22 protein-coding genes are annotated in these 24,813 nt (G+C 65.2%); 8 read left to right on the top strand and 14 right to left on the bottom strand.

Translation table 11 applies throughout. The features are described from left to right. Nucleotides 1-5: 5 nt before the first annotated feature. The 5 genes from ACIBCN_RS06300 to ACIBCN_RS06280 all read right to left on the bottom strand — a co-directional run bounded on the left by ACIBCN_RS06300 (nt 6) and on the right by ACIBCN_RS06280 (nt 6,261). Nucleotides 6-1,358, bottom strand: coding sequence for a condensation domain-containing protein (locus ACIBCN_RS06300; protein WP_396990439.1), 1,353 nt, complete (start codon nt 1,356-1,358; stop codon nt 6-8). Further along, entirely contained in the window at nt 1,358-2,806 is a 1,449-nt protein-coding gene (locus ACIBCN_RS06295; RefSeq protein WP_396990438.1) for a condensation domain-containing protein, read from the bottom strand. Before ACIBCN_RS06295 ends, ACIBCN_RS06300 begins: the two co-directional genes overlap by 1 nt. After that, complete coding sequence (locus tag ACIBCN_RS06290) at nt 2,800-4,269, bottom strand: condensation domain-containing protein (RefSeq protein WP_396990437.1); 1,470 nt, start codon at nt 4,267-4,269, stop codon at nt 2,800-2,802. Before ACIBCN_RS06290 ends, ACIBCN_RS06295 begins: the two co-directional genes overlap by 7 nt. Nucleotides 4,270-4,634: 365 nt before the next feature. Beyond that, nucleotides 4,635-5,447 (bottom strand): hypothetical protein, encoded by an 813-nt coding sequence (locus ACIBCN_RS06285; RefSeq protein ID WP_396990436.1) that lies wholly within the window; start codon nt 5,445-5,447, stop codon nt 4,635-4,637. A gap of 175 nt (nt 5,448-5,622) precedes the next feature. Continuing rightward, nucleotides 5,623-6,261 carry a DUF6461 domain-containing protein gene (locus tag ACIBCN_RS06280; protein ID WP_396990435.1) on the bottom strand — a complete coding sequence of 213 codons (639 nt, stop codon included), beginning with the start codon at nt 6,259-6,261 and terminating at the stop codon, nt 5,623-5,625. A gap of 176 nt (nt 6,262-6,437) precedes the next feature. Here ACIBCN_RS06280 and ACIBCN_RS06275 point away from each other — a divergent pair, with 176 nt between their 5' ends. Together ACIBCN_RS06275 and ACIBCN_RS06270 are read left to right on the top strand one after the other, a co-directional pair. Further along, a complete protein-coding gene (locus ACIBCN_RS06275; protein WP_396990434.1) occupies nt 6,438-7,604 on the top strand; it encodes a serine hydrolase domain-containing protein in 1,167 nt (388 codons plus the stop codon). A 307-nt stretch (nt 7,605-7,911) separates the two neighbouring features. After that, nucleotides 7,912-9,318, top strand: coding sequence for an amidase (locus ACIBCN_RS06270; protein ID WP_396990433.1), 1,407 nt, complete (start codon nt 7,912-7,914; stop codon nt 9,316-9,318). A gap of 71 nt (nt 9,319-9,389) precedes the next feature. On the opposite strand, the gene ACIBCN_RS06265 is transcribed toward ACIBCN_RS06270, so the two are convergent. After that, nucleotides 9,390-10,313 (bottom strand): SDR family NAD(P)-dependent oxidoreductase, encoded by a 924-nt coding sequence (locus ACIBCN_RS06265; protein WP_396990432.1) that lies wholly within the window; start codon nt 10,311-10,313, stop codon nt 9,390-9,392. A 97-nt stretch (nt 10,314-10,410) separates the two neighbouring features. Between ACIBCN_RS06265 and ACIBCN_RS06260 the strand changes: the two genes are divergently transcribed. Both ACIBCN_RS06260 and ACIBCN_RS06255 read left to right on the top strand, forming a co-directional pair. Beyond that, the gene (locus ACIBCN_RS06260) at nt 10,411-11,076 is read left to right on the top strand and encodes a TetR family transcriptional regulator (RefSeq protein ID WP_396990431.1); all 666 of its coding nucleotides are present in this window, start codon (nt 10,411-10,413) and stop codon (nt 11,074-11,076) included. 116 nt (nt 11,077-11,192) lie between these two features. Next, complete coding sequence (locus tag ACIBCN_RS06255; RefSeq protein ID WP_396990430.1) at nt 11,193-12,134, top strand: hypothetical protein; 942 nt, start codon at nt 11,193-11,195, stop codon at nt 12,132-12,134. 111 nt (nt 12,135-12,245) lie between these two features. On the opposite strand, the gene ACIBCN_RS06250 is transcribed toward ACIBCN_RS06255, so the two are convergent. After that, nucleotides 12,246-13,091 (bottom strand): EamA family transporter, encoded by an 846-nt coding sequence (locus tag ACIBCN_RS06250; RefSeq protein WP_396990429.1) that lies wholly within the window; start codon nt 13,089-13,091, stop codon nt 12,246-12,248. Between the two features lie 617 nt (nt 13,092-13,708). On the opposite strand from ACIBCN_RS06250, the gene ACIBCN_RS06245 reads away from it, so the two are divergent. Beyond that, entirely contained in the window at nt 13,709-14,074 is a 366-nt protein-coding gene (locus ACIBCN_RS06245; protein ID WP_396990428.1) for an ACT domain-containing protein, read from the top strand. A gap of 265 nt (nt 14,075-14,339) precedes the next feature. Here ACIBCN_RS06245 and ACIBCN_RS06240 read toward each other — a convergent pair whose 3' ends face one another. Beyond that, nucleotides 14,340-15,215, bottom strand: coding sequence for an NAD(P)-dependent oxidoreductase (locus ACIBCN_RS06240; RefSeq protein WP_396990427.1), 876 nt, complete (start codon nt 15,213-15,215; stop codon nt 14,340-14,342). A 522-nt stretch (nt 15,216-15,737) separates the two neighbouring features. Here ACIBCN_RS06240 and ACIBCN_RS06235 point away from each other — a divergent pair. Then, nucleotides 15,738-16,151 (top strand): hypothetical protein, encoded by a 414-nt coding sequence (locus ACIBCN_RS06235; RefSeq protein WP_396990426.1) that lies wholly within the window; start codon nt 15,738-15,740, stop codon nt 16,149-16,151. 99 nt (nt 16,152-16,250) lie between these two features. On the opposite strand, the gene ACIBCN_RS06230 is transcribed toward ACIBCN_RS06235, so the two are convergent. After that, on the bottom strand, nt 16,251-16,967 hold the full coding sequence (locus tag ACIBCN_RS06230) for an SDR family oxidoreductase (protein ID WP_396990425.1): 717 nt from the start codon (nt 16,965-16,967) through the stop codon (nt 16,251-16,253). A gap of 290 nt (nt 16,968-17,257) precedes the next feature. Between ACIBCN_RS06230 and ACIBCN_RS06225 the strand changes: the two genes are divergently transcribed. Then, complete coding sequence (locus tag ACIBCN_RS06225; protein WP_396990424.1) at nt 17,258-17,830, top strand: GNAT family N-acetyltransferase; 573 nt, start codon at nt 17,258-17,260, stop codon at nt 17,828-17,830. Here the strand turns inward: ACIBCN_RS06225 and ACIBCN_RS06220 are convergent. From ACIBCN_RS06220 to ACIBCN_RS06200, 5 genes are all read right to left on the bottom strand, one after another. Next, nucleotides 17,827-18,954, bottom strand: a complete 1,128-nt coding sequence (locus ACIBCN_RS06220; RefSeq protein ID WP_396990423.1) for an aminotransferase class V-fold PLP-dependent enzyme — start codon at nt 18,952-18,954, stop codon at nt 17,827-17,829. The two genes, ACIBCN_RS06225 and ACIBCN_RS06220, sit on opposite strands and share 4 nt — an antisense overlap. Then, nucleotides 18,951-19,751 carry an amino acid ABC transporter ATP-binding protein gene (locus ACIBCN_RS06215; protein WP_396990422.1) on the bottom strand — a complete coding sequence of 267 codons (801 nt, stop codon included), beginning with the start codon at nt 19,749-19,751 and terminating at the stop codon, nt 18,951-18,953. Before ACIBCN_RS06215 ends, ACIBCN_RS06220 begins: the two co-directional genes overlap by 4 nt. Next, on the bottom strand, nt 19,748-20,689 hold the full coding sequence (locus tag ACIBCN_RS06210) for an amino acid ABC transporter permease (protein WP_396990421.1): 942 nt from the start codon (nt 20,687-20,689) through the stop codon (nt 19,748-19,750). The genes ACIBCN_RS06215 and ACIBCN_RS06210 overlap by 4 nt, the downstream gene beginning before the upstream one ends. After that, entirely contained in the window at nt 20,679-21,623 is a 945-nt protein-coding gene (locus ACIBCN_RS06205; RefSeq protein ID WP_396990420.1) for an ABC transporter substrate-binding protein, read from the bottom strand. Before ACIBCN_RS06205 ends, ACIBCN_RS06210 begins: the two co-directional genes overlap by 11 nt. Before the next feature lie 62 nt (nt 21,624-21,685). After that, the gene (locus ACIBCN_RS06200; RefSeq protein WP_396990419.1) at nt 21,686-22,669 is read right to left on the bottom strand and encodes a LacI family DNA-binding transcriptional regulator; all 984 of its coding nucleotides are present in this window, start codon (nt 22,667-22,669) and stop codon (nt 21,686-21,688) included. Nucleotides 22,670-23,274: 605 nt separating this feature from the next. Here ACIBCN_RS06200 and ACIBCN_RS06195 point away from each other — a divergent pair. After that, a complete protein-coding gene (locus ACIBCN_RS06195; RefSeq protein ID WP_396990418.1) occupies nt 23,275-24,615 on the top strand; it encodes a hypothetical protein in 1,341 nt (446 codons plus the stop codon). Nucleotides 24,616-24,813 lie beyond the last annotated feature (198 nt).

Here is a 24,813-nt window from a genome sequence, read left to right as displayed (position 1 = left end):
TCGGCTCACCGCGCGAGAGCCGCGGTGAGCCGGTCGAGAAACTCGCCGACCCTGGCTTGCGCGACTGTCGTATCAGGGAATCTAGTCCGCAACGCGACGCCATCGTCGGTGCGGCTGAACCACATTTGCACGTCATCGGCCCGACCTTCGCGACTCAACTGGACACAGTTCCAGGGCGCCGGGCCGGGAGAGTGGGATCCGCCGGGCAACCTCCGGTAGTCGACGAACGAGACGGTGAACAGATTCGTCCGAGTCAGGCGCAGCTCCGAGGACATCTCCGCGAGTAATCGGGCGGGCGGGACCCCCGCGAGCAGTAGGCCGGCGCGGATCGAATCGTCGGCCGCGCGCGCCGTTGCGGCGAAATCGGCGATATCGGTAGCCACGACGGCAGGCGCATTACCGACCAGCCATCCGAAAGTATTGCGCAGCAATGGTTCCCGCCGCATGTGCACAGGCGCGATCAACAGCGTTCTCGGGCAGCCGAATTGCGCGGCAACGGCATGCCCGACCGCGGCCAGCAATGCGGCGAAGACCGAATGTTCCTCGTCCCGACAACGCAGCTCGAACGAATCGGCATCGTCCGCGTCGAGCACCCGTCGGACGTCCCCGGCCATCGGCGCGGTCGTCCCTGGCGCAAGGCCGAGATCGCCAGGGAAATGCGGCAAGTCGTGGCCGGACTCACCCAGAAACTCACGCCAGCGCCGTAGCCTCGGATCGTCGCGCGATACCCGTGCCACCTCGGATTCGGTTGCGCAGTACGACAGGAAGCTGCCCGCCGCGGGCAGCTTCGCCGCCGCCGCCGCCGCTCCAGGCCTGCCGCGGTCACGGGCGGCGCGATAGAGCTGGTCGAGCTCCGTCGCGGCGATAGTCATCGACCAGGCATCGCAGACGCCATGGTCGAAGGCACAGATTATCGTCGAACGGTCGGGTCGGTTGATCGCCGCGAGCGTGTACGGGGCGAACCGGAACGGATCGCAGGCTTCGTCGAAACGGGTGCCGAGCACGGCACGCAGCTCGTCGGCAGTGGCGACCGGCACGTCGGGCCGGGCCGCTAGCCGGATGCCGGTGGTGACTCGCATCGACACCGGCCGCGGACCGTCCGGGTGCACAAAGCAGCAACGCAACGCATCGTGGCGGGTAGTCCAGACGTCGAAAGCGATCTCGAGCGCGCCGCGATCGATCAGGCCGGGGACATCAAATAGCACTGCGATCCAGGATGTTTGCGCCGCGGCGAGATGTACCAGCTGATTACCGGTCGGCGGCACCGGCGAGTCGACCAGCTCCGATGCGGCCAGCACGGTCCATTCGAGCACCGTGGCGGGCGCAGCGCACCACTGGTCCAGATAGAGCAGTCGCATCAGACTTTGGTCGCCGCAGCGGTGGCGCGAAAGTCGCCGGTATGCGCCACGCTGTGCACGATTGTTCGCAACTGCCGCACGTAACGATCGACCGATTCGCGCGCGGCCGCGGTGTCGGGATGCTTCACCAGCATCACCGTGCGATGGGCCTCGCGGCAGAACCAGATCTGGGAAACGGGGCCGAGCATGCTATCGGTGGTGAGCGAGTGCATCGAGTGGACGGCAGGCAAGGACGCGGCGGCGAACCTGCGAAAATCCAGGTAAGACACCATCGGTGGGGCCGCGAACGCCGGCAGCGGTGCGCCCGCGGCATCGAGCAGCCCGAGGATCGGTACCCCGATCAAGGTTTTCAGCCGGTCGAACGCTCCCGCCGCCGCCTTCGCCGTGTGGGTGAACAGCGCGTTTTCCCCGAGCGTCAGGCCGACCGGCAGATAATTGACGAACCAGCCTTGCGCGGCAAGGTATCTCGAATCATCGCGAGCACTGACCACATTGAAACTGTGATGACTGGTCCGACCGGCGAATTCGAGATCGGTGACGGCGAGTGCGGCGAAGAGACCCGCGCTGAAGGACGCGTCATTGGCCCGGCAGACCACCGCGAAAGCATCGGCCTCGTCGCCATCGAGTATCTCGCTCCGAGTGTCCATGCGCGCGGCCGTCTGACCTGGTGCGAGACCGAAATCAACGGGGAGCTGATCGAACTGGCTATTGCGCAGCATCGCCAGGAGTTCTTCGACCGCGGGGGCTTTAAGGTCGAAATGTTCGAGCAGCCGGCTTTCGTCCCGGCAGAATTCGAGGTGGCTTCCGGTCACGGGCAGATCAGGGGCGGTGCCGGTCTGGAAGGCCCGGTATAGCGTGTGCAGTTCGCTGAAGGCGAGCAGGATCGAATAACCATCGGTATGCGAGTGGTCCATCGAAAAGAACAGCGTGAACTCGTCGCCGTGGTCGATCGCCCCGAAAACGAACGCAGGCCACCGCACCGGATTCGTTTCGGTCTGGAATCGTCGACCGGTCACCGCACGAATGTCCGCGCTGGAGTCGAACATTCCGGCAGATACCGTGGTGAAACCGATGTCGGCCGCCGCGACAAGGTGACGCGTGAGCGACAACCTGCCATCGGACTCCTCGGCGGAGAACCAGCAACGCAGCGTTTCATGGCGAAGCACGAACGCCGTAACCGCCTGTTGCGCGGCAGACCGGTCCAGTCGACCGGTCACCGTGAAGGTGCCCCCGAGCGACGACGCGGGCGTGCCGCCGGCTCGCTCGGCCGCGAGCTTGCCGGCGATGTGCGACTGCTGCAACAACGACACCGGCGCGGAGCTGGCGGGTGCGCGCCGCGCGGCTTCCCGGCTCTGGGTGACCGGGACGTACTCGAGCAGCTCACCACCTCGTGGCATCCACTCGCCCATCGTGATCATGCTCAGGTCGTTGACGCGGGTTGTCACCATACGAGTTCGGCTCCCTTCGCCGCTTCGGCCCTGGTCACTGCTGGCAGGTGGGCGTCGCCGTGCTCGGCGAACTCGCCGAGCAGCGCGCGCAACCGCGCCACGATCTGCTGAACTTCTCGGGCAGCGCTAGCCGTTCCGGGAAAGCGCGCACTCAGCGTGACCCCCAGCGGCCCACGCACCAGCCAGAAATAGCACTCGTCGGTCGAGTAGCTGCGGCTACGTAGGCACCGAGCATCCCAGGCCGCCCAGCGATCAGCTGCGGGAAGCGAACGAATGTCCATGTAGGACAACAGAAACGAGGTGCGGGGCCGGCGACCGAGCAGTTCGCATACCCGGGGAAACGGAATGTCCGCGCCGTCGCGGCACCGTCTCAGATCCTGACCGGCCAGCTCGATCAGCCGACGAAGACCGGTCACCCCCTCGCTGTTGAGGTGAAACGGGCGAAGTCCGACGAACCATCCGAAGGCATGCGCCCATTCCGGATGCATTCGCGTGTGCACGGGCAGCACCGTGCGAAAGTCGTGCGTCTGCGCGAGTTCGTTGGCGGCCGCAGCGAACGCGGCAAGTAGCGCGGCGTTGAATCCTTGTCCCAGTTCGTGGGTGAATAGCGACACCCGCTCGGCCTGGTGCTCGTCGAGCAGGTGTACGGCGAGGGTTCGCTGCGCCACCTGCGCGGCCGCTGCGGGGCCGGCATCGAGTGGAAAGACAGTGGCTATCGTCCCCAACGTCTTCGCTCCGGGAGCACCAGTCGACGGTTCGCCGGTCGCCGTGGCGAAGAACTCACGCCACACGCCGACCGCGGGGTCTGCCGCCGTCGCCGCTAAGGCGGCGAGCCGTTCTCGTTCACCGAAATCGAGATAGCTGCCGACCGCGGGCAACGCGGCGCCCGACCCGTTCGCGGCGCTGTAGAGGACATGCAGTTCAGCCGCGACCTGCACGACCGAGTACCCGTCCATCAGGCCGTGGTCTCCGCCGAAAACAACGGTGAAGGCGTCCCCGTGATCGATGGTGATGAACAGGTAGGCAGGCCAGTGCCGCGGCGAGGTCGAATTATCGAGCACTCGCTGTATGTACTGACGAGGTGACCTCGTGGCCATCCGTGTTCCCGGCTCGCGGCGACGAGTTCGGACGCCCCCGCGAGGCAGCGTATAGCGGGTGCATCGGTCACTCTCGATGGCCACGTGCGTTCGCAATACTTCATGGCGATCGATCCAGGCATCGACGGCTTCCGCCCATGCCCGCTCGTCGAGCGCGAGATCGAACCGGAACACCTGTCCTAACCAGCTCTGCGTAGGCACGCACTGTCGCCTGCGCTCCAGCATGTTTTTCAGGTGCTGCTCCTGGTTGAACGAGATCGCGCGCGGATCTCGCGGCCAGTCGGACCATTTCGTCGCCGCGGTAGGCAGCCACTCCACGATCCGACCGTCGCGCAGCGGACATTCGGTAAGTTCGGTGAATTCCATCCGCACGCCCCTTCTCTCGGTCTGTTCGACCGGATCGGCCACGAAGATCGATCAGCACCACCGCAGCGCATCCGGGTCAACACGATCGCGGCCAGAACTCGGGTCGAGCTATACCGAAACCAGAAGTTCGATTTCGGGTTCGGGAAATGGGCACCAAAAATCGGTAACCAAGAGTGTACCGATCCCGCCCTATATAAGGGAGGCGACATGGTCACTTCACCAAAGACGCCCGGCGTAGAACGCCAACTCGGTACTCATCAGCGTCTCTACCTCGAGGTTTCGATACCGCTGCGAGCCAGGGCCGGTACGGAAACGCTGGACGAGGCCGTGTCGATATGGCCACAGGCACATTTGCCTTATATTTGCTATGCAGCGTCGAGTGGTGCCGAGGCAGTCTGGGTCCAACTGGCCACGAAGAATCCTGACTCATGAGACCTCGGGTCGGATATCAGCCGCCCCTCGAGTTTTTGACCTTCGGCCGCGCCGGCCAGGACCTGCCACGACGCACGTCCGGATGCTTTCAGCGTGCTTGATGCCACCGGATCGAGTTTGCTGAGAGTGGTGGTGTCGGCGTGCGCGAATGCCTGCGCGAGTGTTCGGTTGTAGAGCGCCGCGCGGTGCGCTGTGCTCGTGGGCAACTGCTCGGTGGGTGCGGCTTCTCCGATGACGAGCATTGCGACGTTGGCATCCTGTGCGGCCAAATCCTTACCCAGTGCCGCACACTCCTCAGGCGGTGCGTCGAACGAAACCGACTGATATGCAAAGCGTTTGAAGAAGGGGCCAGGCGGGCCGTGCGCGGTCGCGAGCCATAGCCCAACCGACAGTGACAGGGGGAGCGGCAGCGCCCCTTGCTCGCCCTGGCACCAGGCGAAATCCCAGTCCCAGACGATTCCGTATCGCCGAAGACTTCCGAATGTGGTGGCGGAGTCATACGCAAGTGTCGTGTCGTCGCCTCCAACGATCACCAACAGGTTGGGCAAAGTCGGATCGGACACGAATTCCCTGGACCTGCCGATAGCCCAACCTTCAGTTGCGTCACCGAACTTGGGGATTCGCAGTCGGCGGATCGATTCGACACATGCTGCCCGTAACTCATCCAATTCCGCGGCGGCAGCGCCTGCTACCGCGGGTATCAACGTCGGTGGATGCGGGCAGATGGCGGCTGCGATCAGCGGCACAGATCCTCCTGGAAATCCGGTCTACCACGGCTTTGGCACAGCGACCGCCAAGGCCGCTTCCGCACCGCTTGGCCGAGCGGCACCGTGCAACCCGGCGCGACAAGGTCTACCGGACCCGAGTGATCAAGTCCAGTTGAACCTGTGCGGCAACCGCGGGAGGAGCCGGGCGGCCGATTCAGCCGAAAGGTGTGACCAGCAATGGGATTTGGCGTAGGTCGTCGATGGTGTGGTGGATGCCTGCGAGTGCGCTGATCGCGCGCAGGGCGATGGCGAAATCGGCCTCGCCCGGTTCGAGGTAGTCGTGGTCGACGGTGCCGGCCGCTTCGAACGCCGCGCGCAGTTCGTCGGGCAGGTCGGCCAGGTCGGTGTCGAGTTCGAGGTCGTCGACGTTGATCCAGGCGACTTCGCTCCCGTCGGCGTAGTAGGTCAGGCTCGCGTCGGCATTGATGGAGAAGTAGCTCGTCGCGGCTACCCGACCGTCGGCCGATAGGGCCGCCGCGTCGTCGGTGGCGCCGAAATCGTCGTAGATGAATGTCCATTCGCCGATCCGCCCCGCCAGCAGTGTCGCGGTATCGCCTCGCCCGGTGCCGAGCGCCGCCGCGGGCAGGGAGGTCCGCTCGTCCGGCTTGTCTGCTGGAAGTTCGCACGGCCGGAACAGCGGCGCCTTGGCTCCCAGTGCTTCGAGTGCCGCGGCGGGTTCGAGTCCGCGGACCACGTGCACGCAGTGATTGGGATCGTCGCTCGCCAGCCCGCTGATCCACAGCGGAAAACCCTCGGAGTCAAGGGAATTGGGCGGAAATCCGGGTGTAGCCATGCTGTCCTCGCCTATTCGGTGAACTATGTTCGTGCCGGGTTCATCATCGCCCACGTCACCGCCCATCGCGCGGGGGAGTCAGGGACTTCCCTGATGCACCCGGGGGTGGATGTTGGCTAGCGTGGTCATCGCGGGGGTCACTACAGCATGATCCGATACCTATGGGGGCAACGTCGATGAAGCACACCTTGTATCGCGCCGCGGTCGTGTCCGCTGCGGCGCTGGTCGCGCTGGCGGCTCCGGCGTTGGCCGGCGGCGGGTTGAACATCGCCGCGCTCGATTCGGCGGTCAAGATCATCGACGGCGACAACGCCGCCGGAGATCTCGCGCTGGTCGCGGGCGACGGGCAGATCTGGCAGGGTGCGGACGGGGACAGGATCACCGGGCAGCCGGTGTCCCGCGACTCGCACTACCGGATCGGCAGTGTCTCAAAGGTTTTCGAGTCGATCGTCATACTGCAACTGGCCGCGGAAGGGCATCTCGACCTGCACGCGCGGGTGCGTCGATACCTGCCAGAGGCGCTGCCTGCCGCGTTCGACACCGTTACCGTCCAAGAACTGCTGAATCACACCAGCGGGCTGCCCGCCGAGGACGAGGGCGCGCCGCCGCTGACGCCGGACCAGCTGATCGCGGGTCGATTCGACTACCGGACCTTCGCCCAGGACGTCCACGACACGCTGTACCCCGACCCTGCCGTCAGGACCGCACCGGGACCGCACTTCGTGGCAGGCACCAAGCAGGAGTACAGCAGTTTCGCCTACCGGGTGGCAGGGCTGCTGATCGAGCGGGTCACCGGGAACTCGTTCGCCCAGGAGGTCGGGGATCGGATCACCGGGCCGCTGGGGCTGCGGGAAACCTCAGTGCCCGAACGCGACCCGCGCATCCCGACGCCGTATCTGCACGGCTACTACACCGCGAGCAATGGCTCGGTGGTCGATGTGAGCGAGCAGGCCGGACTTCCCTCGACGATCATCTCGACCCCGGCCGACGTCGACCGGTTCCTGGTCGCCGTGCTCGACGGCGACCTGCTGCCGCCGGCACAGCAGCAGCTGCTCTTCACCATTCCAGTGGGCCCCGACGGCGCACCGTTGTGCGATATCTCCACCGGCCTGCGCGTCCAGTGCTTCAGCGATGGCGGGCTGATGAGCACCCGGATGCCCGACGGCACGGTGCTGTGGGGCAAGACCGGGCACGACATCGGCTACGCGAGCGGTGTTTTCGCCACGCGTGACCTATCGCGGCTCGGCGTGTATGCCGTCTCCCGGATCGCCGACGACAACGGCGACGCGCCAGCCCTGGCACAGCGGATCGGTGCGGCTGCTTTCGTGAAGCCGCAAGGCTGAACCCAGGACGGTCGTCCGATTCGGCCAACTCAGTCCGGGTGCGCGGCCTGAGTCGGTTCGCCACGGTTGAACGATTCGTTTCCGAACGAGGGATGTTCGGGAGATGACTCGGCGGCACGACCGGAACGACGGATACCGGCACGGGTGCGTCAGGATGGTTATCGAGTGGTCAGCCAGGTCGATACAGCTAGATCTGTATGTTCGAGAGACGTTGGCGGTCAACCGATCAACTGGCTGATCACGGGCACTTACGCGCGAGTGACACGGAAGTGTCTGTCGTGACCGAGAGCGATGCTAAAACGTTGGGGTGAGTTTGCTTGCCGAACAGACCCGTTGGTTGGACGCGACCGCTCAGGCCGCACTCGTCGCGTCGGGGGAGGTGAAGCCCAGCGAGCTCGTCGAGGCCGCCATCGAGCGGATCGAGGGACTCGACCTGGTCCTCGGCGCGGTCACCCTGCGTTACTTCGACCAGGCGCGCGCTGCCGCGGCGGCGGCGCCGACCGGGCAACTGGCCGGTGTTCCGTTCCTGATCAAGGACCTTTTCACCGACGTCGCGGGGCAGGTCTGCACCAACGCCAATGTCGCGCTGAAGGCGCAGGCCAGGCCAGCGGAGGCGGATAGTCCGCTGGTCGCGCGCTACCGCGCTGCCGGGCTGATCTTCGCCGGACGGACGGCGAGCTCGGAGTTCGGCACCGTGCCCGCCGCCGAATCCGCGGCGTGGGGAGCCACCCGCAACCCGTGGAACACCGCGCTCTCCTCGGGCGGTTCCAGCGGTGGCGCCGCGGCCGCGGTGGCCGCCGGAATGGTTTCGGCCGCGCACGGCACCGATGCCGCCGGTTCGATCCGTATTCCGGCATCCTGCTGTGGACTGGTCGGCCTCAAGCCCTCGCGGGCAGCCGGGCAAACCGTCAACTCCGTGTTCGATCTGATCGTCGAGTCGGTCGTGACGCGGTCGGTGCGCGACACCGCGCTGCTGCTGAACATCGCGCGCGATGTCGAGGGCGTGACACCCGCCGACGGTTACCTCGCCGAGCTGGGCGCGGATCCGGGACGGCTGCGGATCGGTCTGCTCGATACCCGGTTCGACGGTTCACCGGTACACCCGGATTGTGCCGATGCGGCGCGTTCGACGGCCCAGTTGTTGGAGTCGCTCGGCCATCACGTCGAGCCCGGCTTCCCGGCCGTGCTGAGCGACTCGACACTGGACAGCCTGTTCGCGGCGTTCTGGACCTCGGGCATGGCCGAGGTCCTCGGTGACCTCGCCCGTCAGTTGGGCCGCGAGATCACCGAGGCGGACGTGGAGTCGCTCAATTGGACTCTCGGCGCGCTGGGCGCCGAGGTGAGCGCCGGGGATCGGCAGGCCGCGCGCGACGGTGTCGCCGGGTTCGCCCGGTCGGTCGTGAGCTGGTGGGACGACTACGACCTGATGCTCACTCCGACCCAGGCCGAACCGCCGCTGCCGTCCGGCACGCTCGGCTCCGACCCGGCGGACCCGCTGGCCCCACTGCGCCGCAGCCAGCAGTTCGCGCCGTTCACCCCGTTCGTCAATTTCACCGGCCAGCCCGCGATCACGCTGCCCCTGCACGTCGATGCCGACGGTCTGCCGATCGGTGTGCAACTGGTGGCCGCCCCCGGCCGCGAGGACCTACTGCTGCGGGTAGCCACGCAATTGGAAATCGCGGTGCCGTGGCAGGACCGCCGTCCGGCGCTGTAGCCCCGGCTCAGCCGAACCGGACCAACGCGTTCCCAGCAGCTAGTAGCGGATGTTCGTCAGATCCATTGCACTCAGGAATCGCTCCGCTGTGGAGTCACCGCTGCGAATGTCACCCCGGTGAGCTCCTCCGAGACGGTCCACAGGCGCTGCTGGACGGCCTGGTCGTGCGAGTCGGGGCTGGAGGTGACCAGCTTCGGGTAGCCGCGGATCTCGCCCCGGTTGCCGGGCCCGTAGTACTGGCCGCCGACGACGGCCGGGTCGGTGGCGGCGCGCAGGGTGGGCAGGGCGCCCATGTCGGCCGTCTGGGTGAGCAGCGGCGCGAGCCAGGTGATGGGCAGGCGCAACGCGGCGGGTGTGTTGCGGGTGAGTTCGGTGTTGGACACGCCGGGATGGGCGGCGACCGCGATGGTGGTGCCGTGCGGTGCGAGCCGACGCTGCAGTTCGTAGGTGAACGTCAGGTTGGCGAGTTTGGCCTGGCCGTAGGCGCCGACGCGGCTGTATGAGCGCTCCCATTGCAGGTCGTCGAAGTGGATGGCGGCCCGGATGCGGTGGCCGGTGCTGCTGACCGTCACGACGCGGGAGCCGGGGACGGGCAGGAGCCGATCCAGCAGCAGGCCGGTGAGGGCGAAGTGGCCGAGGTGGTTGGTGCCGAACTGCAGCTCGAAGCCGTCGACGGTGGTCTGTCGCGGGGTGTACATCACGCCCGCGTTGTTGATCAGCAGGTCGATGCGTGGGTGCGCGGCGCGCAGGTCGGCCGCCGCGGACCGGATCGAGTCCAGGGAGGTCAGGTCGAGGGCCTGGACGGTGACGTCGCCGGTGATGCGGGCGGCTGCCTGCTTGCCCTTGTCGACGTCGCGGACGGCCAGGACTACCGTCGCGCCGCGGGCGGCGAGCATCCGGGCGGTATCGAAGCCCAGCCCGGTGTTGGCACCGGTCACGATCGCCACCCGGCCGTGCTGATCGGGGATGTCTTGCTCGGTCCAGTTGTTGTTCATGTCTCTCCTAAGGAACCATCGGTCTGTTATGGTCTGACGATAAAAGACCTGTGGTCTCTTGTCAAGGGACCGACGGTCTTTAAGTTAGGATGACGGCGTGACATTTCAGCGAGCGCGCAGCGACGAGCAGCGGGAAATTCGCCGCCGGGCGATCCTGGACACGGCCGCGGAGATGCTCGACGAGATGCCCGTGGCCGAGGTGAGCCTCAACGAGCTCAGCCGCCGGGTGGGCCTGGCCAAGTCGAACGTCCTGCGGTATTTCGAGTCGCGCGAGGCGGTGCTGCTCGAGCTGCTGGATGCTTCTCTGGAGACCTGGCTCGCCGAGCTGGCCGACGAACTGACCGCGGGCATCGAGGCGCAGGCAGCACCGGAAGTTCGGGCAGGCCAGCTGGCCGAGATCCTCAGCCGGTCGCTGGCGGGCCGGGGGGTGCTGTGCGACCTCTTCGGCGCGCAGGGCGGCGTCCTCGAGCACAACGTCTCGGTCGAGGTGGTCAAGCGGCACAAGCGTTCCTCCCTCACCAGGCTCGCGGCCATGACCGAACTGATGCGCCGCCACCTGCCCGAACTCGGCGACCAGGCGCAGCTGTTCTGCCTGATGAGCCTGGTCTCGGCGGGTGCCCTGTCGGCGTACGTCCCGCCGCCGCCCAGCCTCCTCGCCGCCTACGCGGACGAGCCCGCCCTCGGCGTGCTTCGCCTGGACTTGCGTGACGCTCTGCGGGACTCCTTCACCTCGACACTCCTGGGCGTGCTGCCACGCGGCTGAACCGGATGACCTCCGGCCAACCGCGCTGACAGCTTCGGACGACCCGTCACGCGGCGACAGGCTGGTGATCAGCGAATCATGTTGCGGGACCGGCGGGTTCGTCGGATGATCAGGTGGTGATAACAGAGGGAGAGGCCGCCGCGCTGGCGGACCTGTCGTGGCTGCGGCGACCGCGCAGCGTGCTCTTCGTGGCGCAACTGCTGGTCAGTCTCCCGTTTGTGGTGGTGACGATACTGCTGCTCGGGTGGCTCGATCGAAAGTTGGGGTGGCCGCAATGGATCCTTCCGGCAGCCTGGCTGATCTGGTGCGTCACCGTCCGTTACCGGCCCGTCCGGGTCCGGTTCGTATCGCGGATGCGCTCACCGACGTCCGACGAAGCCGCGCTGCTTGTTCCGGCATGGGAGACGGTCGCACGCGCGGCTGGGGTAGACACCGCGAAGTATCCGTTGGTGGTGCAGGGCAAACCGTTGAGAAGGGGTCTGATTTTCCGCCCGCGGGCGATGATCGTTGTGCACAGTGCGGGCTTGACCGAAGCGGCGCAGCGTGACCTGTCCGCCCAGTGCGCCTGGGGACTGGGCCTGCACCTGATCGGCCCGTCGTACGCCCGTCGGCTGACGGCCCTGTACCGCAGGCCCGCCTTGCTCGCGACGGGGATTGCCGCGGCGGTTGTCACGGTGGTGATCATCGTGGGCACGGCCGTGTTCATGACAGCGCGCGGCAAGACCGACTTCAAGGGCGACATGTCCAACTTCGTCTATGTGGGTGCGCAGATCGTGGCGTACGGGACCACCGCTGGGGTGCTGCTGCCCGTGCTCGGTCTGCCGGGTGCCGTGGTGGTCACGGTGGCGTGCGCGCTGGACTCCTACGGAAAGGAGTTCCTGGGCCTGTACAGCGCGATCGTCGCCGATCGCGTCGCGGTCTGTCTCGGCTACGGCCGAGAATTACGCGACTACCTGGCAGCGCATCCTGACCGGGATCGCTTCCGGCGGTCCTTGCCGTGGAGCCGCGGACGCCTTTGGTACCTGGAGCGGCGAATGTCAACTGAGACAGTCGGATAGCCAACTGCGGTAGCCCGAGCCACCCACTGACTCGCCCGCTCGGCCGATCGCTCCGGTGGTCACCGATCGCCTGCGCGGCGGCATAGTCGGCTTGATTGGTGTGGTGTGGGTTCATTGAGCGGCAACGGCGATACCCGCGATTCCGCACAGGACGATTACCGCTCCCACGATGCGGCGCACCGGATTCGGCTCACCGAGCACGCGCCAGGCGACGAGTCCGCCGATCACAATGCTCAGTTCGCGGACCGGAGCGACCACGCTGACCGGCGTCGTCTGCATCGCGAACAACACCAAGAGATACCCCAGCGGTGAGAGCACCGCGACGATCAGTATCTCGCGGCGGTGATCGCGCCACAGACAAGCGATGTCGCGCCTGTGGGCAAGCGTGTGCGGAGTAAGCATCGCACTCTGCGCCAGGCAACCGGCCGTGAAATACAGAATCGGCGGCATTCCTAAAGCGTTGACCGCGTGGGCATCCCATAACGTATATCCCGCAATGGCCACACCCGTCAGCAGGCCGTAGGCCACGCTGGCGATTCTGGGCTTGCCATCGATCGCCGGACCGGCGCTGATCACGCCCACGCCGACAACCACTGCGACGGCTCCTATCAGCCCGACCGCCCCTGGATGCTCTCCGAACAGCAGGACGGCCACGAGCACCGACAGCAGCGGCCCGGTACCTCTCGCCAACGGATACACCACCGACATGTCACCCACGGCATAGCCGCGTTGCAGAACTACGCCATACCCGACATGTAGCACTGCGGTGCCGACCGAGGCAACGGCCCACCACCACTGCGGCCGCACGCTCTCGACCAGTAGATCACCGATCGCGACGGGCACACACAGTACCGCCGAGATCGTGTAGTAGCACCAGACGAATACCGCGCCGCCGGCGCCGACCCGCTTGGCCGCGAAATTCCAGCCAGCATGGAGGATAGAGGCGATCACCAGCATCGCAAGCGAGACAGCGTGCACGACAACCTTTCCGGTACTGAGTCCCCTCCGCATGTCAACCACGCCAAGACAGGTGACAACAGGGATGCCAGCTGTCCGCACTCCGGAGAAAGTCAAGTCGGTGGCTTCGATCCAGCCAGTCGATAGGGCCAGCTCCTGTGATCCAACAACACTTTCCGTTGTCGACCGAGCCACCGCGCCAGTCGTCGCGGGAGGCCGATCTCGGTCTGCGCATGACTGCCGCGAGCAGCCGACTCGTTCACCTTACGGTCGTCGTTATCCTCGATGCTGCAATCGCTTTCGCGAATCTGCCCCGAACCCGCCATGCCCTTGACATCGCCGCCGAGATCGCAGAAGCCCGCAGCCTCTGATCGACCGCCGCGCTCGCGGCCGGCGGGACCACACTGATCGTGTGCCTCAGGCTGGAACGACGCTATTCTCGACTCGAGATGCGAGTAAGTAGGCTGGTTCGCGCGGGTCGGCCTATCGGTTGGGTCTCGTCTGGGAGTGGTTGAGCGGGTGCACAATTGGCAAGCTCGGCGCCTCGCATGGAGAAGCGAGCGCGCCTGGCTGGCGACCGGAGTGCGACACAATGCAGCAAGTTGGAGGAACTGACGATGTCCATGGTCAGCCATCAGACGTTGCGGGTGCTCGAGGGTTCTTATGTCCTTGAACGTGCGGCAGACGTCACCGACGTTCCGCGCGCGGACGTCCTCGCCATGGTGTTCGGTCCGGACGGGTCGACCGTGATGCGGCGCAACGACACTGGTGCGGATGGATGGTCGGCACTGTGGAACGGTGACGCGGCGCACGACGTGCAGGCGACTGGGATGTTGAGCGCGATCGTGGCACCGCTGGCGGCCGGCGGCCTGCCGGTCTGGGTGGCTTCGAGCTACGACGGCGACCTCGTCCTAGTACCGGCCGATCGTCTGGATGAGGCTTGCGAGGTACTGGCAGCGGCTGGCCACCAAGTCCGGCGGTGACCTAGCAAATCCCCTTTACCCTCGAGTTCGTTCGCTGGCCTGGCCGAGACCTCGCCGCATCAACCTCCCCAACTCGACGTTCCAGAGGCATTGGTGGCCAACCGATCCCGCGGTTGGCCACCATCCGATCGGGACGCGCCATTACCGGATGTTCGAGTTGCGCGCGCTCTGCGGAGCATTTCGTTCTGGGCGATGGCTGGTAGCCGGATGCTCCGTCAGTGTGGTGCTCGGCACGCGCGTCACATCGTGGCGGGGCCGGGTGTGCTCAGTGTGGCCGACCGGTGGACCGTTGCCGGGTGACTTCGGCGACGCTCGCCCAGTCGAGATCCGCGCCGATCTGCTCGACCGCGGTGGCGAACACGTCGTGCAGGACCGGCGCCGTCGGTAGTTCGACGCCGAGCTCATCGGCGGCGCCCAGCGCGAGGTTCAGATCCTTCAACCCCAGCGTGGTGGTGAACCCTGGCGGCGTGTAGGTGCCCGTCGCGATGGCGTTGCCGTAGCCGCTGTACACCGCGCCGGGAAAGATGGAATCGTTGATCATCTCGACGAACTGCCCGGCGTTCAGCCCGGCGTGCTCGAGCAGGGTGATCGATTCGGACAGTGCCTGCAACGCGTGGAGGATCAGGTAGTTGACCGCGATCTTCCCCGTCGGTGCGGCGTCCACAGCGTCGCCGAAGTCCCACACCCGTCGGCCGAGCGCGGCGAGCATCGGTGCCGCTGCGGCTCGGACCTCCGCGTCGCCGGAAACCAGCAGGGTCAGCTTCCCGGCCACCACCGCCTCGGGTCGGCCGACCACCGGGGCACTGAGGTAACCCCCGCCGTTCGCGGCGAACTCGCGAGCCGCGGCCGGACTGATCGTCGCGTGGTTGACGTGCACGAAACCCTCCGGCGCGGAGCGGATCCGCTCCGCCGTAAACACTTGCCGCACCGCCGCTTCGTTGCTCAGCATCGAGAAGACCGTCCCGGTCGCGATCGCATCCTCGGGGCGGTCGGCGAGCGTCGCGCCCCGCGCCAGCAGGTCGTCCGCCTTGGCGGCAGTCCGGCTCCACACGGTGACGCCGTAACCGGCATCGAGCAGCCGGCCCGCCATGACGCCGCCCATCTTCCCGAGTCCGATGAAGCCCACCTGGCGAGTTGTCATGATCGTTTCTCCGTCCTCCGCAAGGACTGCGGTTATAGGTTGTCGTGGAGTGGGCCAACTCCTGGTCGATCTCGCGCAGCAGTCCACGGTTCGGGTGGAGCGTGGCGTCGAGGTCGCGCAGCTGCCAGTCCTCGTCCACATCCTGTTCGGTGATAACGGCTTCGACGTGTGTCGAGCAGCCGCATGTGCGGTCCGGGTAGGACGCTGATGAACTGTTCGGCGGCCCTGTTGTCGCCGCGGTCGCCGTGGGTGAGCAGGCTCGCGGGCCGGTCGTGCCATTCCCGGATGTTTGCATCCCGGTTGCCGATGAGTTCGTCTACTGGCTTGACCTTGATCATAGTTCAGGTTTCACAATTCGATGCATGAAGGATGACACCGAAGCGATCCGAGAACCGATTTCGACTGCGATGGTGTCCTTCTTGTGCAGGCCGGCGAACTTCGGTCGGTTCGCGCCGCAGCTTGTCAGTGGGTTCAGCGGGTACGTGCCGACCAATAGCATGGAAGCGTGGATGGGACTCGTTCATGACTGTTCAACCGGGCGGGTGTCCGCGCCGTAACCCCGAGCCGCGCAAGGACCTCGTGGAGCATTCGGCTCCCTTCCTGCCCGCTGGCAGCCAGATCCGGCAGGCGTTCATCTGTCAGGCCGCGCCGAGCTTCCTCTTCTTCGTATTCGCATATCTCACCGGCCTCACGATGTTGTGGATCGAATACCGCTGCGTAGCAGTCACTTCGGACGCCATCTACGTGCTGGCGAGCAGCAAACCGTCCGGCGGTGCCAAGCCGCGGCGCTTGCTGGGCACGATGCCCCGCAATACCCGACTCGGCCCGGTCTCCGGACGGTGGGGGCAATTGAGTCTGCTCGGCGAACGGCACTGGGTCCACCGACGATTCTTCGACCAAATCGCGGATGCCGACCGTGAGGCGGGCTTCGGTTGATCGAAACCGGCCTCATCCGCGCCGCGTAGTTCGCGAACGTGCGCACCGCTTCCAGACTATCGACCCTTCGAAAGCGTTGTGCTGCAACGATGCTGCCGGTTAGTGGACTTGGCCGACGGGCCGGATAACCACCGAGTTGATCTCGATTCCCGCGGGCTGGAACAGTGCGAATTCGATCGACTCCGCGACATTGTCCGGCGTCAGGATCGGGCCGTCGGGGACGCCGTCTTCCCGCGAGTCCCAGAATGAGGTCTCCACTCGACCGGGTGCGACCAAGGTGACGCCCACCCCGGAGCCGGTGGCCAGGACGCGAGCGTTCTCCGCCAACGCCGACACCGCCCATTTGGAGACGGAGTACATATTCCCCGGAGTGTTCTTTACCCCAGCGGTGCTGCCTACCAAGATGATTCGTCCCCGGGTGGCGCGCAGGGCGGGCAGGGCGGCCTTGATGAGCACGGCAGGCCCGAGCACATTGGTCAGCAACATCTCTCGCCACTGTGCTGGATCACCATCGACCAGGTCGTCGTGCGTGGAAAGCCCCGCATTGGCCACGACGTTATCCAGCCGCCCGAACTCCTCGATCGTTGCCGCCACCGCGGCCCGCACGGATTCGTAGTCCGCGGCATCTCCTACCACCGTCAATAGTTCTCGCCCCGCGCCGATTTCGGACGCCAGCTGTTCGAGCCGCTCCTTACGCCGTCCGGTGATCGCCACCCGATGCCCACGCGCCAGCAGCCGCCGCGTGGTAGTGGCCCCGATCCCGGTTCCCCCGCCGGTGATCAAGGTGACCGGTGCATCCGTTTTCTCGCTATCCATTTCGTGGACGCTATCCGACGAACACCAGTTCGCCAATCGGCCGCGATGTCGAAACCGTTGCCCGAGTCTGGAATCGAACGACTCGCTATCATCCGCGATTGTTGGCTGCCCAGGCGGCCTTCGGATTTCGGCATGGGCGTCTCCCACTGAGTCAATATTTGATACCGATCGCCATTCGCCGAAACCACGGCGCCGATGCATCAGCATGAAGGTCGTGTCGCCGAAAAGCGTTGGACCCTATGGCCGATTCCGGACAGGATGGCTGTCATAGCGTGTTGGGAGGTTCGCCGGTGGATGTGTTGCTGGAGACGGATCGGCTCATTCTGCGTCGGTTCACCGCCGCCGACGTCGACGATCTGGTCTGGTTGGACAGCGATCCTGCGGTGATGCGGTACCTGACCGGTGCGCCCACACCGCGAGGCGAGATCGAGCATGAGGTGCTGCCCCAGATCCTGCGCGACTACCGGTTGGGTCCGGTGGGACGTTTTGCCGCCATCGAGCGATCCACCGCAACGTTCGTGGGCTGGCTGGCCCTGCAGCCACCGCAGGACGGCAGCCGCACCGACGTGGAACTCGGCTACCGGTTCGCCGCGTCGGTCTGGGGCCGCGGATACGCCACCGAGGCGCCGCGGGCGTTGATCCGCAAGGGATTCACCGAATTCGGTGTCGAGCGGGTGTGGGCCGAGACCATGGCGGTCAACATCGCCTCTCGGCGCGTGCTGAAAAAATCCGGCCTCACCCATGTTCGGAGCTTCTACCTGCATTTCGATGACCCAGTCCCCGGCACCGAGCACGGCGAGGTCGAATACGAGCTACACCGAGCCGACTGGAGGAAGTCAGAGACATCGGGAGATATGGCCTAGGGCAATGCCTCCTGAATCGTGGAGGCGACCGCGTCGATGGCTGAGTCGGTGGTGGTCGCGTGGACCGACAGACGTAATGCACTGGCGTGAACAGTGGCGGTTACGCCCGCCTCGGCCAGCCGCTTGCCCAGTTGTGCAGGCTGGAGATCGGGCAAGGCGAAGGAGAAGATTCCGGCACGGTCAACGGGATCGAGTGAGGAGCCGATCGTCGGGTCGAGGGGGAGTAGCGCTTCGTGTAGCGCGTCGAGGCGCTCGCCGATTCGGTGGGCGATCCATGCTGTGCCGACGGATTCGACCAGCTCGAGCGCGGCGGCGAACGCGGCATGATCGACGGGACTGAGATTGGTGATGGAAAATCGCCCGGCACCGTGCGCATGCGGGTGGATCAGCCCGTCATAGTGTGTGGGATCTACTGCGCCGGTCCATCCTGACAACAATGGATCAACTCGTTCCAACGCCCGATCCGAGAGCGCGAGAAATCCGGTGCCCCATCCAGCGCGCAACCATTTCTGTCCACCGACCACGAGAATGTCGCACACTTCCCACGGCTGGGTCGTCACCCCGAAGCCCTGAATTCCGTCGACGATCAATAGCCGCTCGCCGATCACGTCCCGAATGCCGGCGAGGTCGGCTCGATAGCCGGTGGCGAAGTCGACGGCGCTGACCGACACCGCCGTGGTGCCGGGGCCCAATTCCTCGGCGATCAATTCCGGCGTCATCCGGCCGCCGGGTGGGGCGAGCACCCGTAGCCGGATCCGGCCGGCCTGGGCGGCGCGTGCCAAGGGGTAGTGGTTGGCCGGAAAGTCGTTGCCGCTCACCAGAACTTCTCCGGGCGGGATGGCGAAGGCGGCCTGGAACAGCCCGGTCGAGGTGTTCGGAATCAGCACCACTGACGATGTCGCGAAGCCGGACAACCGCGCAACGGCACGGATCGCTCGGTCGGTCGCGCCCATCAGATCATCGACCGTTTCCGGGCCTGCCGTCGCACTCGAGTGCATCGCCGCGGCGCTCGCGGCAACCACGGCCCGCGACGGGGGACCGTACCGCGCGAAATCGAGATAGCCGGTTGTTTCGGAGAATTGGGCCAGGTACGCGGCCCGAATGTCGGACTGCGGCTGGGTCATTGATGCACCCTGGCCAGGAATTGGCGGGTACGGCTGTGCGTCGGATTGCCGATGACCTGCTCCGGCGGGCCCATCTCGACGACGACTCCCTCGTCTATGAACACCACCTGATCGGCCACCTCCCGTGCGAAGGACATCTCATGGGTCACCACGATCATGGTCATGCCCGCGCGGGCGAGTTCGGTCATCACGGTGAGCACCTCGCCGACAAGTTCTGGATCGAGCGCGCTCGTCGGCTCATCGAAAAGGATCAGCTTGGGTTGCATGGCCAATGCTCTGGCGATCGCCACCCGCTGCTGCTGTCCACCGGAGAGCCGGCCGGGGTATTCGTCGACTTTGTCGGCGAGTCCCACTCGGTCGAGCAGTTTTTTGCCCTGCTGCCGCGCCTGCGCCATCGGCATGCCCTTGACCTTGACGGGCCCCTCGATCACGTTTTGCAGCGCTGTGCGATTCGGGAACAGGTTGAAACGTTGGAACACCATGGCGATCTGGGCGCGTTGCTTGGCGATTTCCCGCTCGCGGAGTTCGTGCAGCCTGCCGTCGCGTAGTCGAAACCCGATCGGGTCGTCGTCGACCCAGATCTCCCCGGAATCCACCGACTCCAAATGGTTGATGCAGCGCAGGAAGGTGCTCTTGCCCGCGCCGGAGGGACCCAACAGCACCACAACCTGACCGCGGCGGACGGTGAGATCGAGACCCTTGAGCACGTCGACGTTGCCGAACCGCTTGTGCACGGACACGGCTCTGACCAACACGTCGGAATCCCGCGTGGATGCGTATCTTGTTCGCTCGCTCATGATTTGGTCCTGACCATCGGAGGAGTGCCGAGGGATCGCCCGATCAGCCGCCACGGTGTCCGGGTTCCACCCGTTCGGTCGGACGCCGAGTACCTGCGTTCGAGGAAGTACTGGCCGACGCTTGCCACGCTGACCACCACCATGTACCAGATCGCGACCGTCAACAGCGTCTCCATCGGATTCAAGCTGTGCGAGGTCAGGTTTTGGGCGGCCTTGATCAGTTCCACGTACCCGATGACCGATGCCATCGAGGTTCCCTTGAGCATGTTGATGAAGTCGTTTCCGGTCGGCGGGATGATCACGCGCATCGCCTGCGGCAGAATCACCCGGCGCAGCACCAAAGTGGGTGGCATACCTATCGACTGGGCCGCCTCGACCTGCCCCTTGTCGACGCTGTTCAGCCCGGCGCGCACGATCTCGGCCATGTAGGCGCTTTCGTTCAGCCCGAGCCCGAGCAGCGCGGCGACGAATACCGTCATCAGAACATTCGCCGACTGGTCGAGCACGGTGATGTCGATGAACGGGATCATGATCGTGATGCGCGGAAAGATGAACGCGAGATTGAACCAGAGCAGGATCTGCAGCAGCACCGGCAAACCGCGGAACAACCAGATATAGCCGCTGGCAAACCAGCGCGCGACCGGATTGCGCGAGGCCCGCATCAGCGCGACAGCCACGCCGAGAACGATCGCCCCCGCCTGCGCGACGACCGCCAAGAGAATCGTGTTGACCAAGCCCTCCAGGATGATGGGCTCGGTCAGCAGCGCGGGTATGGACGGGTAGTCGATCTGACCTTGCGACATCGCATAGCCGAGCGCGCCGAGAAGGGCCAGGATCAGCACGCCGGATACCCATCGGCCCCAATGCCGAAGGGGGACTTTGGGTAGCAGGATGACAGCGGGCGCTTCGTCCTGCACCGTATGGGTGTCAGCCGGCATTGATGGTTACTTTCTGGAGTGCGCCAGAGGTGATCTGCCAGGAATCGAGGATCTTGGTGTATGTCCCGTCATCGACGAGGGACTGCAGTGCTTTCTGCAGTGCCTGTGTCAGCGCCTTGTTGTCCTTGGACAGGCCGATCCCATACGGGCCGCCGTTGAGCGGCGCCTGATCGACGGTCTCGAAATATTTTCCGTCACCGGCGGTCCGGGAGATGTACGCCGCGGACGGCAGGTCGTTGAGGATCACCGCGATTCGGCCGGAACGCAATTGCTGCTGGTTCTGCGAATCGCTGCTGGTGTCGGTGATGGCGAGGGCCGGTTTGCCCGCCGCCGCACATGTCGCGCTCTGCGACTTGGCGAACTCCTGTTGGCTGGTTCCGGTCACCACCGCGATGGCCTTGCCGCACAGATCATCCACGGTGTGGATCTTCTCGGGATTGCCTTTGGCCACCATCATGGTGATGCCCGAGGTGAAGTAGTCCACGAAGTCGATCTTCTGCTGGCGTTCCTTCGTATCGTTCATGCCCGCGATCGTTGCGTCGATGCGTCCGGTCTGCAGACTGGTGATCAGCGAATCGAAGGACATGTCGCTGTAGGCGACGTCGAGGCCGAGCTTTTTCGCGATGGCCGTGATGAGGTCGACCTCGAACCCGACCGCCTTCTTGCCATCCGCGCCGTAGAAGTTATTCGGTGGCGACTGCACATTCGAGCCGATCGACAGCGTGCCCTTGCCCTTGATCGCCGCGGGCACCTCGCCGACCAGTGTCTGATCGCTCTGCACAGCGTTCACGATCGCGGCGTTGTCCGGGATCGCCGATCCATCCCGATCCGATCCCGCGGTGGACTCGCTGCCGCGGCAGCCCGCGACCAGCAGCAGGCCGGCCAGTACGACGAGGGTTGAATAGCGGCGCACGCGCGCCGTTGGGTGGGTCACGGGATCTCCTTTGATCTGTGTTCGACGATGAATGTGCGGTATTCGCCGCCACGCCGGGCGGCTCATCGCCCGATGTGCCCCGACTCCCTGACGATCAGGCGAGTCGGGACGACAACGTGTCGCGGGCTGTCGGTCCGCCCGCCGATGCGCTCGAAGAGCATCTCGGCCGCGCGCGCCCCCATGTGCTCGGCGTCCTGGGCGACCGTGGTGACGGCCGGGCTCAGCAGATCGGCGAGGTCGAAATCGTCGAATCCGACATAGGCGACCGACAATTCGGGAGCGCAGCGCAGATGACGGATCAGGGCGAGGGTGGCACGGTTGTTTCCGGTGACCACGGCCGTGACAGGGTCGGGCCCACTGGCCCACCGCCGCCAGATCTCGGCTTGGCTGTCCGGCTTGTGTAAACCCATTCCGACGAGGCCCGTCGCGTCCAGGCCGTGTTTTTGAATGGCGGCGAGAAAACCGTCCCGGCGACGGCCCGCCGTCCAGAAATGCTCGTCGTCGCCGAGGTAGCCGATCCTGCGATGGCCCAATGCGACGAGATGCGCCACGGCCAGACCCACGCCGCCTTCGTTGTCGCTGACCACCGAGTCGAATTTCGCACTCGAACTCGGCCGGTCGACGAAGACACACTTGGTTTCCGGGGCCAGCTCGGATTCGAGCGCCACCTCACCGGCGAGACTGGCCGCGACGATCAGTCCGTCCACTCGGCGGGCGAGGAACGCGCTGGTGAGTTTGGCCGCGCGCGCGGAGTCACCCTGCGCCGACCCGGCCAGCAACAGATAGTCGCGTTCCCGTGCCACCTGCTCGACGGCGGCCATGACGGTGCTGTAGAGGGGCCCGGTCAGGTCCTCCATCACCAAGCCGATGCTCGCGGTAGCGTTGCCCTGCCGCAGAATTCGCGCCCCGTCGTTACGACGGAAACCCAGCTCATCGATGGCCGACCGAACCCGTTGCGCGGTCTCCTCCCGGACCCCGGGCTCGCCGCTCACCACGCGCGACACGGTCATCAGTGAGGCGCCGGAGCGCCGAGCCACATCCGCCATCGTCGGCCACCGACGCCGCTCACCCTGCGGCTCCGGGCTTGGTAACGTTACCATCGACCAAAGGTGACGTGCCGACAGTCCTTTGTCAACCCCTTCGAGCACACTGGAAATTCTCGAAGGGGCTTGTCGGCCAACCGATCACCGGTGCCGCACCAGCAGCGGGCGGCTAGCCACCCGAGCTGATCGCTAATAGCCGTTAGCGCGTCGCGCTTCTGAGAGCTTCCGCTGGACTTCTGCGCAATCGAGCCGGCCTATAGCGTCAAGCGGTCCGATCATCAACCGAATTCGGAGTCGATCCACAAGGCGTTAGTTCTTCTTGTGCCGCAGGCCGTCAACATCGGACCGATGCGGATTTCTAGATCATCAATACCGTGGATGGGGTGTCGAGTCGGCCGGTTCGAGATTTCAGTGCTACGGATGATATGCGCTGTGCTCGCAAGACGGGGTATTTGGGGGCAGGCTGAATCGTCTCCTCAGGCATATCCTTGAAAGTTATCGATTGGCACATGCGAGCGGGGGGTGACGCATGGTGATGCGCCGCGCGGTGCTGCAACTTTCAGCTTCTCCTGCCACGTTCGCTCATAATACGCGAAGGATCGCCGGCGATGGGAATGTCTCTGCAGAGTGAGTTGGAGCCGTTGCTTACCAAGCTGTGGGAGGTAGCCGACAGCAAGTACTGGGACGATGCCCTGCTCGACCCAACCAATGAGGCTTATGTACAACAAGCGCGCGAGGGGCTGCAGTATTTCAATCAGAATCTCTCGAGTCTTATCACTCGATTCCGCGAGTACTACTCGCTGGACGGACACGATATCGACTCACTCGTCGATCGGGTCGCCAGTGAGTCGGATCGATGGGAATCGCCGACGGGTAACTCTACGTACTCCTTGATCGCGCGAGCGGCAGGCGAGGTGGACGAGGTAGAGAAGCTGATCCACCTCGGCCACTGGCAGGGCGGGGGAGCGGATTCGTTCTATCACAACTTTTTGGACCCGTTCAAGAACACCGCGATCACCCACTGTGGGTGCTCGCGAGAAATGGCGATAGGTGCGAAGTCGCTCGCTGGTGGGGTCGAGCGAGCGAAGGAATCCGTGGTATGGATCTGTAAAGACCTGATCTCACGCCTCGGCGGTGGAGGCAGTCCGGGACCACTCCCCGGCGAGAAAGAAGAGGGGTTCAAAGAACACGCCGGATTCGTTGCGATCCTCGCCGACGCGGTCGCGTTGTTCCGAGCGCTGACCGCACCCGAAAGTGCGGCGCTCGACATAGCCCTGGCCGCCCTCGGAACGGGTGGCGGTCTGATCGCCGAATCGAAGACTCCCGGACACGAGCAGCACATCAGCGTTGACCCCTCCGTCTCTGCGAGCAGCTCGGTCATGAACGCGGGGCTGTCGCTGGACCGGCTCAACATGAATATCGAAGAGCTCGATGAGACGATCGGCCGCGGACTCGACAGAGGTCTCAGCTCGGCGGGACCGTTCGGCAGTACCTTCGCCAGCATCAAGAACCCGCACCTGCAGCCGTCGGCCTATCGGCAGCTGAAAGGCAGGGGACTCGGTAACCCTGCGGAGGAGAAAGAGGACATCGTCGTCGTCGATGTCGTCCAACTGTATTACGCCGGATTTCGCGCTTTACCGGCCGCCGCCCAAGAGTACGACAGTGCTGCACGAATCTGCTCCGACGCACATATCGACGGTGTGCAAAATCAGTTTCCGAACGCGGTAAGAACGTTCAACGAAGCCGCAGAGACATTTCATGAACTGCTCACCTCGGTTCGCGACGAAATTGCCGAATCCGGAACGGCGATCGTCAGCGCAGCGACAACCTATGGCTCGGCCGATCAATACGAATCCGAACAAATCCGTAACCTGGAGAACGATATCCCGTCACCGGGAAGCTTTACCGGGGCTGACCACTACACGCCACCCGAATGGTTGATACCGTAGGCCCCGCCGCATCGATCACGGCCTCGGATCGGGTACCGCCCGCAACGCGCGGCATCCTCCTCGCCGCGATCCTCGCATCAGTCGGATCCTGACCCCTTCGGACCAGACCGGCGGCTCGCCGCGTGCGTGCCGGCGACGCGACCGGTGACTACTCGGCCGTCGGCGACGTACGATCGGCGCGAAGTTGCAGGGTCGACG

The organism is Nocardia sp. NPDC051052, from assembly GCF_044456045.1.
In the GTDB taxonomy this organism is placed as follows: Bacteria; Actinomycetota; Actinomycetes; order Mycobacteriales; family Mycobacteriaceae; genus Nocardia.
This window is presented reverse-complemented; position numbering and strand designations above follow the sequence as displayed.

Coding starts and splice junctions, on each gene's coding strand:
- ACIBCN_RS06300 (WP_396990439.1), bottom strand. CDS start 1,358: ATGCGACTGCTCTATCTGGACCAGTGGTGCGCTGCGCCCGCCACGGTG.
- ACIBCN_RS06295 (WP_396990438.1), bottom strand. CDS start 2,806: ATGGTGACAACCCGCGTCAACGACCTGAGCATGATCACGATGGGCGAG.
- ACIBCN_RS06290 (WP_396990437.1), bottom strand. CDS start 4,269: ATGGAATTCACCGAACTTACCGAATGTCCGCTGCGCGACGGTCGGATC.
- ACIBCN_RS06280 (WP_396990435.1), bottom strand. CDS start 6,261: ATGGCTACACCCGGATTTCCGCCCAATTCCCTTGACTCCGAGGGTTTT.
- ACIBCN_RS06275 (WP_396990434.1), top strand. CDS start 6,438: ATGAAGCACACCTTGTATCGCGCCGCGGTCGTGTCCGCTGCGGCGCTG.
- ACIBCN_RS06265 (WP_396990432.1), bottom strand. CDS start 10,313: ATGAACAACAACTGGACCGAGCAAGACATCCCCGATCAGCACGGCCGG.
- ACIBCN_RS06250 (WP_396990429.1), bottom strand. CDS start 13,091: ATGCTGGTGATCGCCTCTATCCTCCATGCTGGCTGGAATTTCGCGGCC.
- ACIBCN_RS06245 (WP_396990428.1), top strand. CDS start 13,709: ATGTCCATGGTCAGCCATCAGACGTTGCGGGTGCTCGAGGGTTCTTAT.
- ACIBCN_RS06240 (WP_396990427.1), bottom strand. CDS start 15,215: ATGACAACTCGCCAGGTGGGCTTCATCGGACTCGGGAAGATGGGCGGC.
- ACIBCN_RS06235 (WP_396990426.1), top strand. CDS start 15,738: ATGACTGTTCAACCGGGCGGGTGTCCGCGCCGTAACCCCGAGCCGCGC.
- ACIBCN_RS06230 (WP_396990425.1), bottom strand. CDS start 16,967: ATGGATAGCGAGAAAACGGATGCACCGGTCACCTTGATCACCGGCGGG.
- ACIBCN_RS06220 (WP_396990423.1), bottom strand. CDS start 18,954: ATGACCCAGCCGCAGTCCGACATTCGGGCCGCGTACCTGGCCCAATTC.
- ACIBCN_RS06215 (WP_396990422.1), bottom strand. CDS start 19,751: ATGAGCGAGCGAACAAGATACGCATCCACGCGGGATTCCGACGTGTTG.
- ACIBCN_RS06210 (WP_396990421.1), bottom strand. CDS start 20,689: ATGCCGGCTGACACCCATACGGTGCAGGACGAAGCGCCCGCTGTCATC.
- ACIBCN_RS06200 (WP_396990419.1), bottom strand. CDS start 22,669: ATGGCGGATGTGGCTCGGCGCTCCGGCGCCTCACTGATGACCGTGTCG.
- ACIBCN_RS06195 (WP_396990418.1), top strand. CDS start 23,275: ATGGGAATGTCTCTGCAGAGTGAGTTGGAGCCGTTGCTTACCAAGCTG.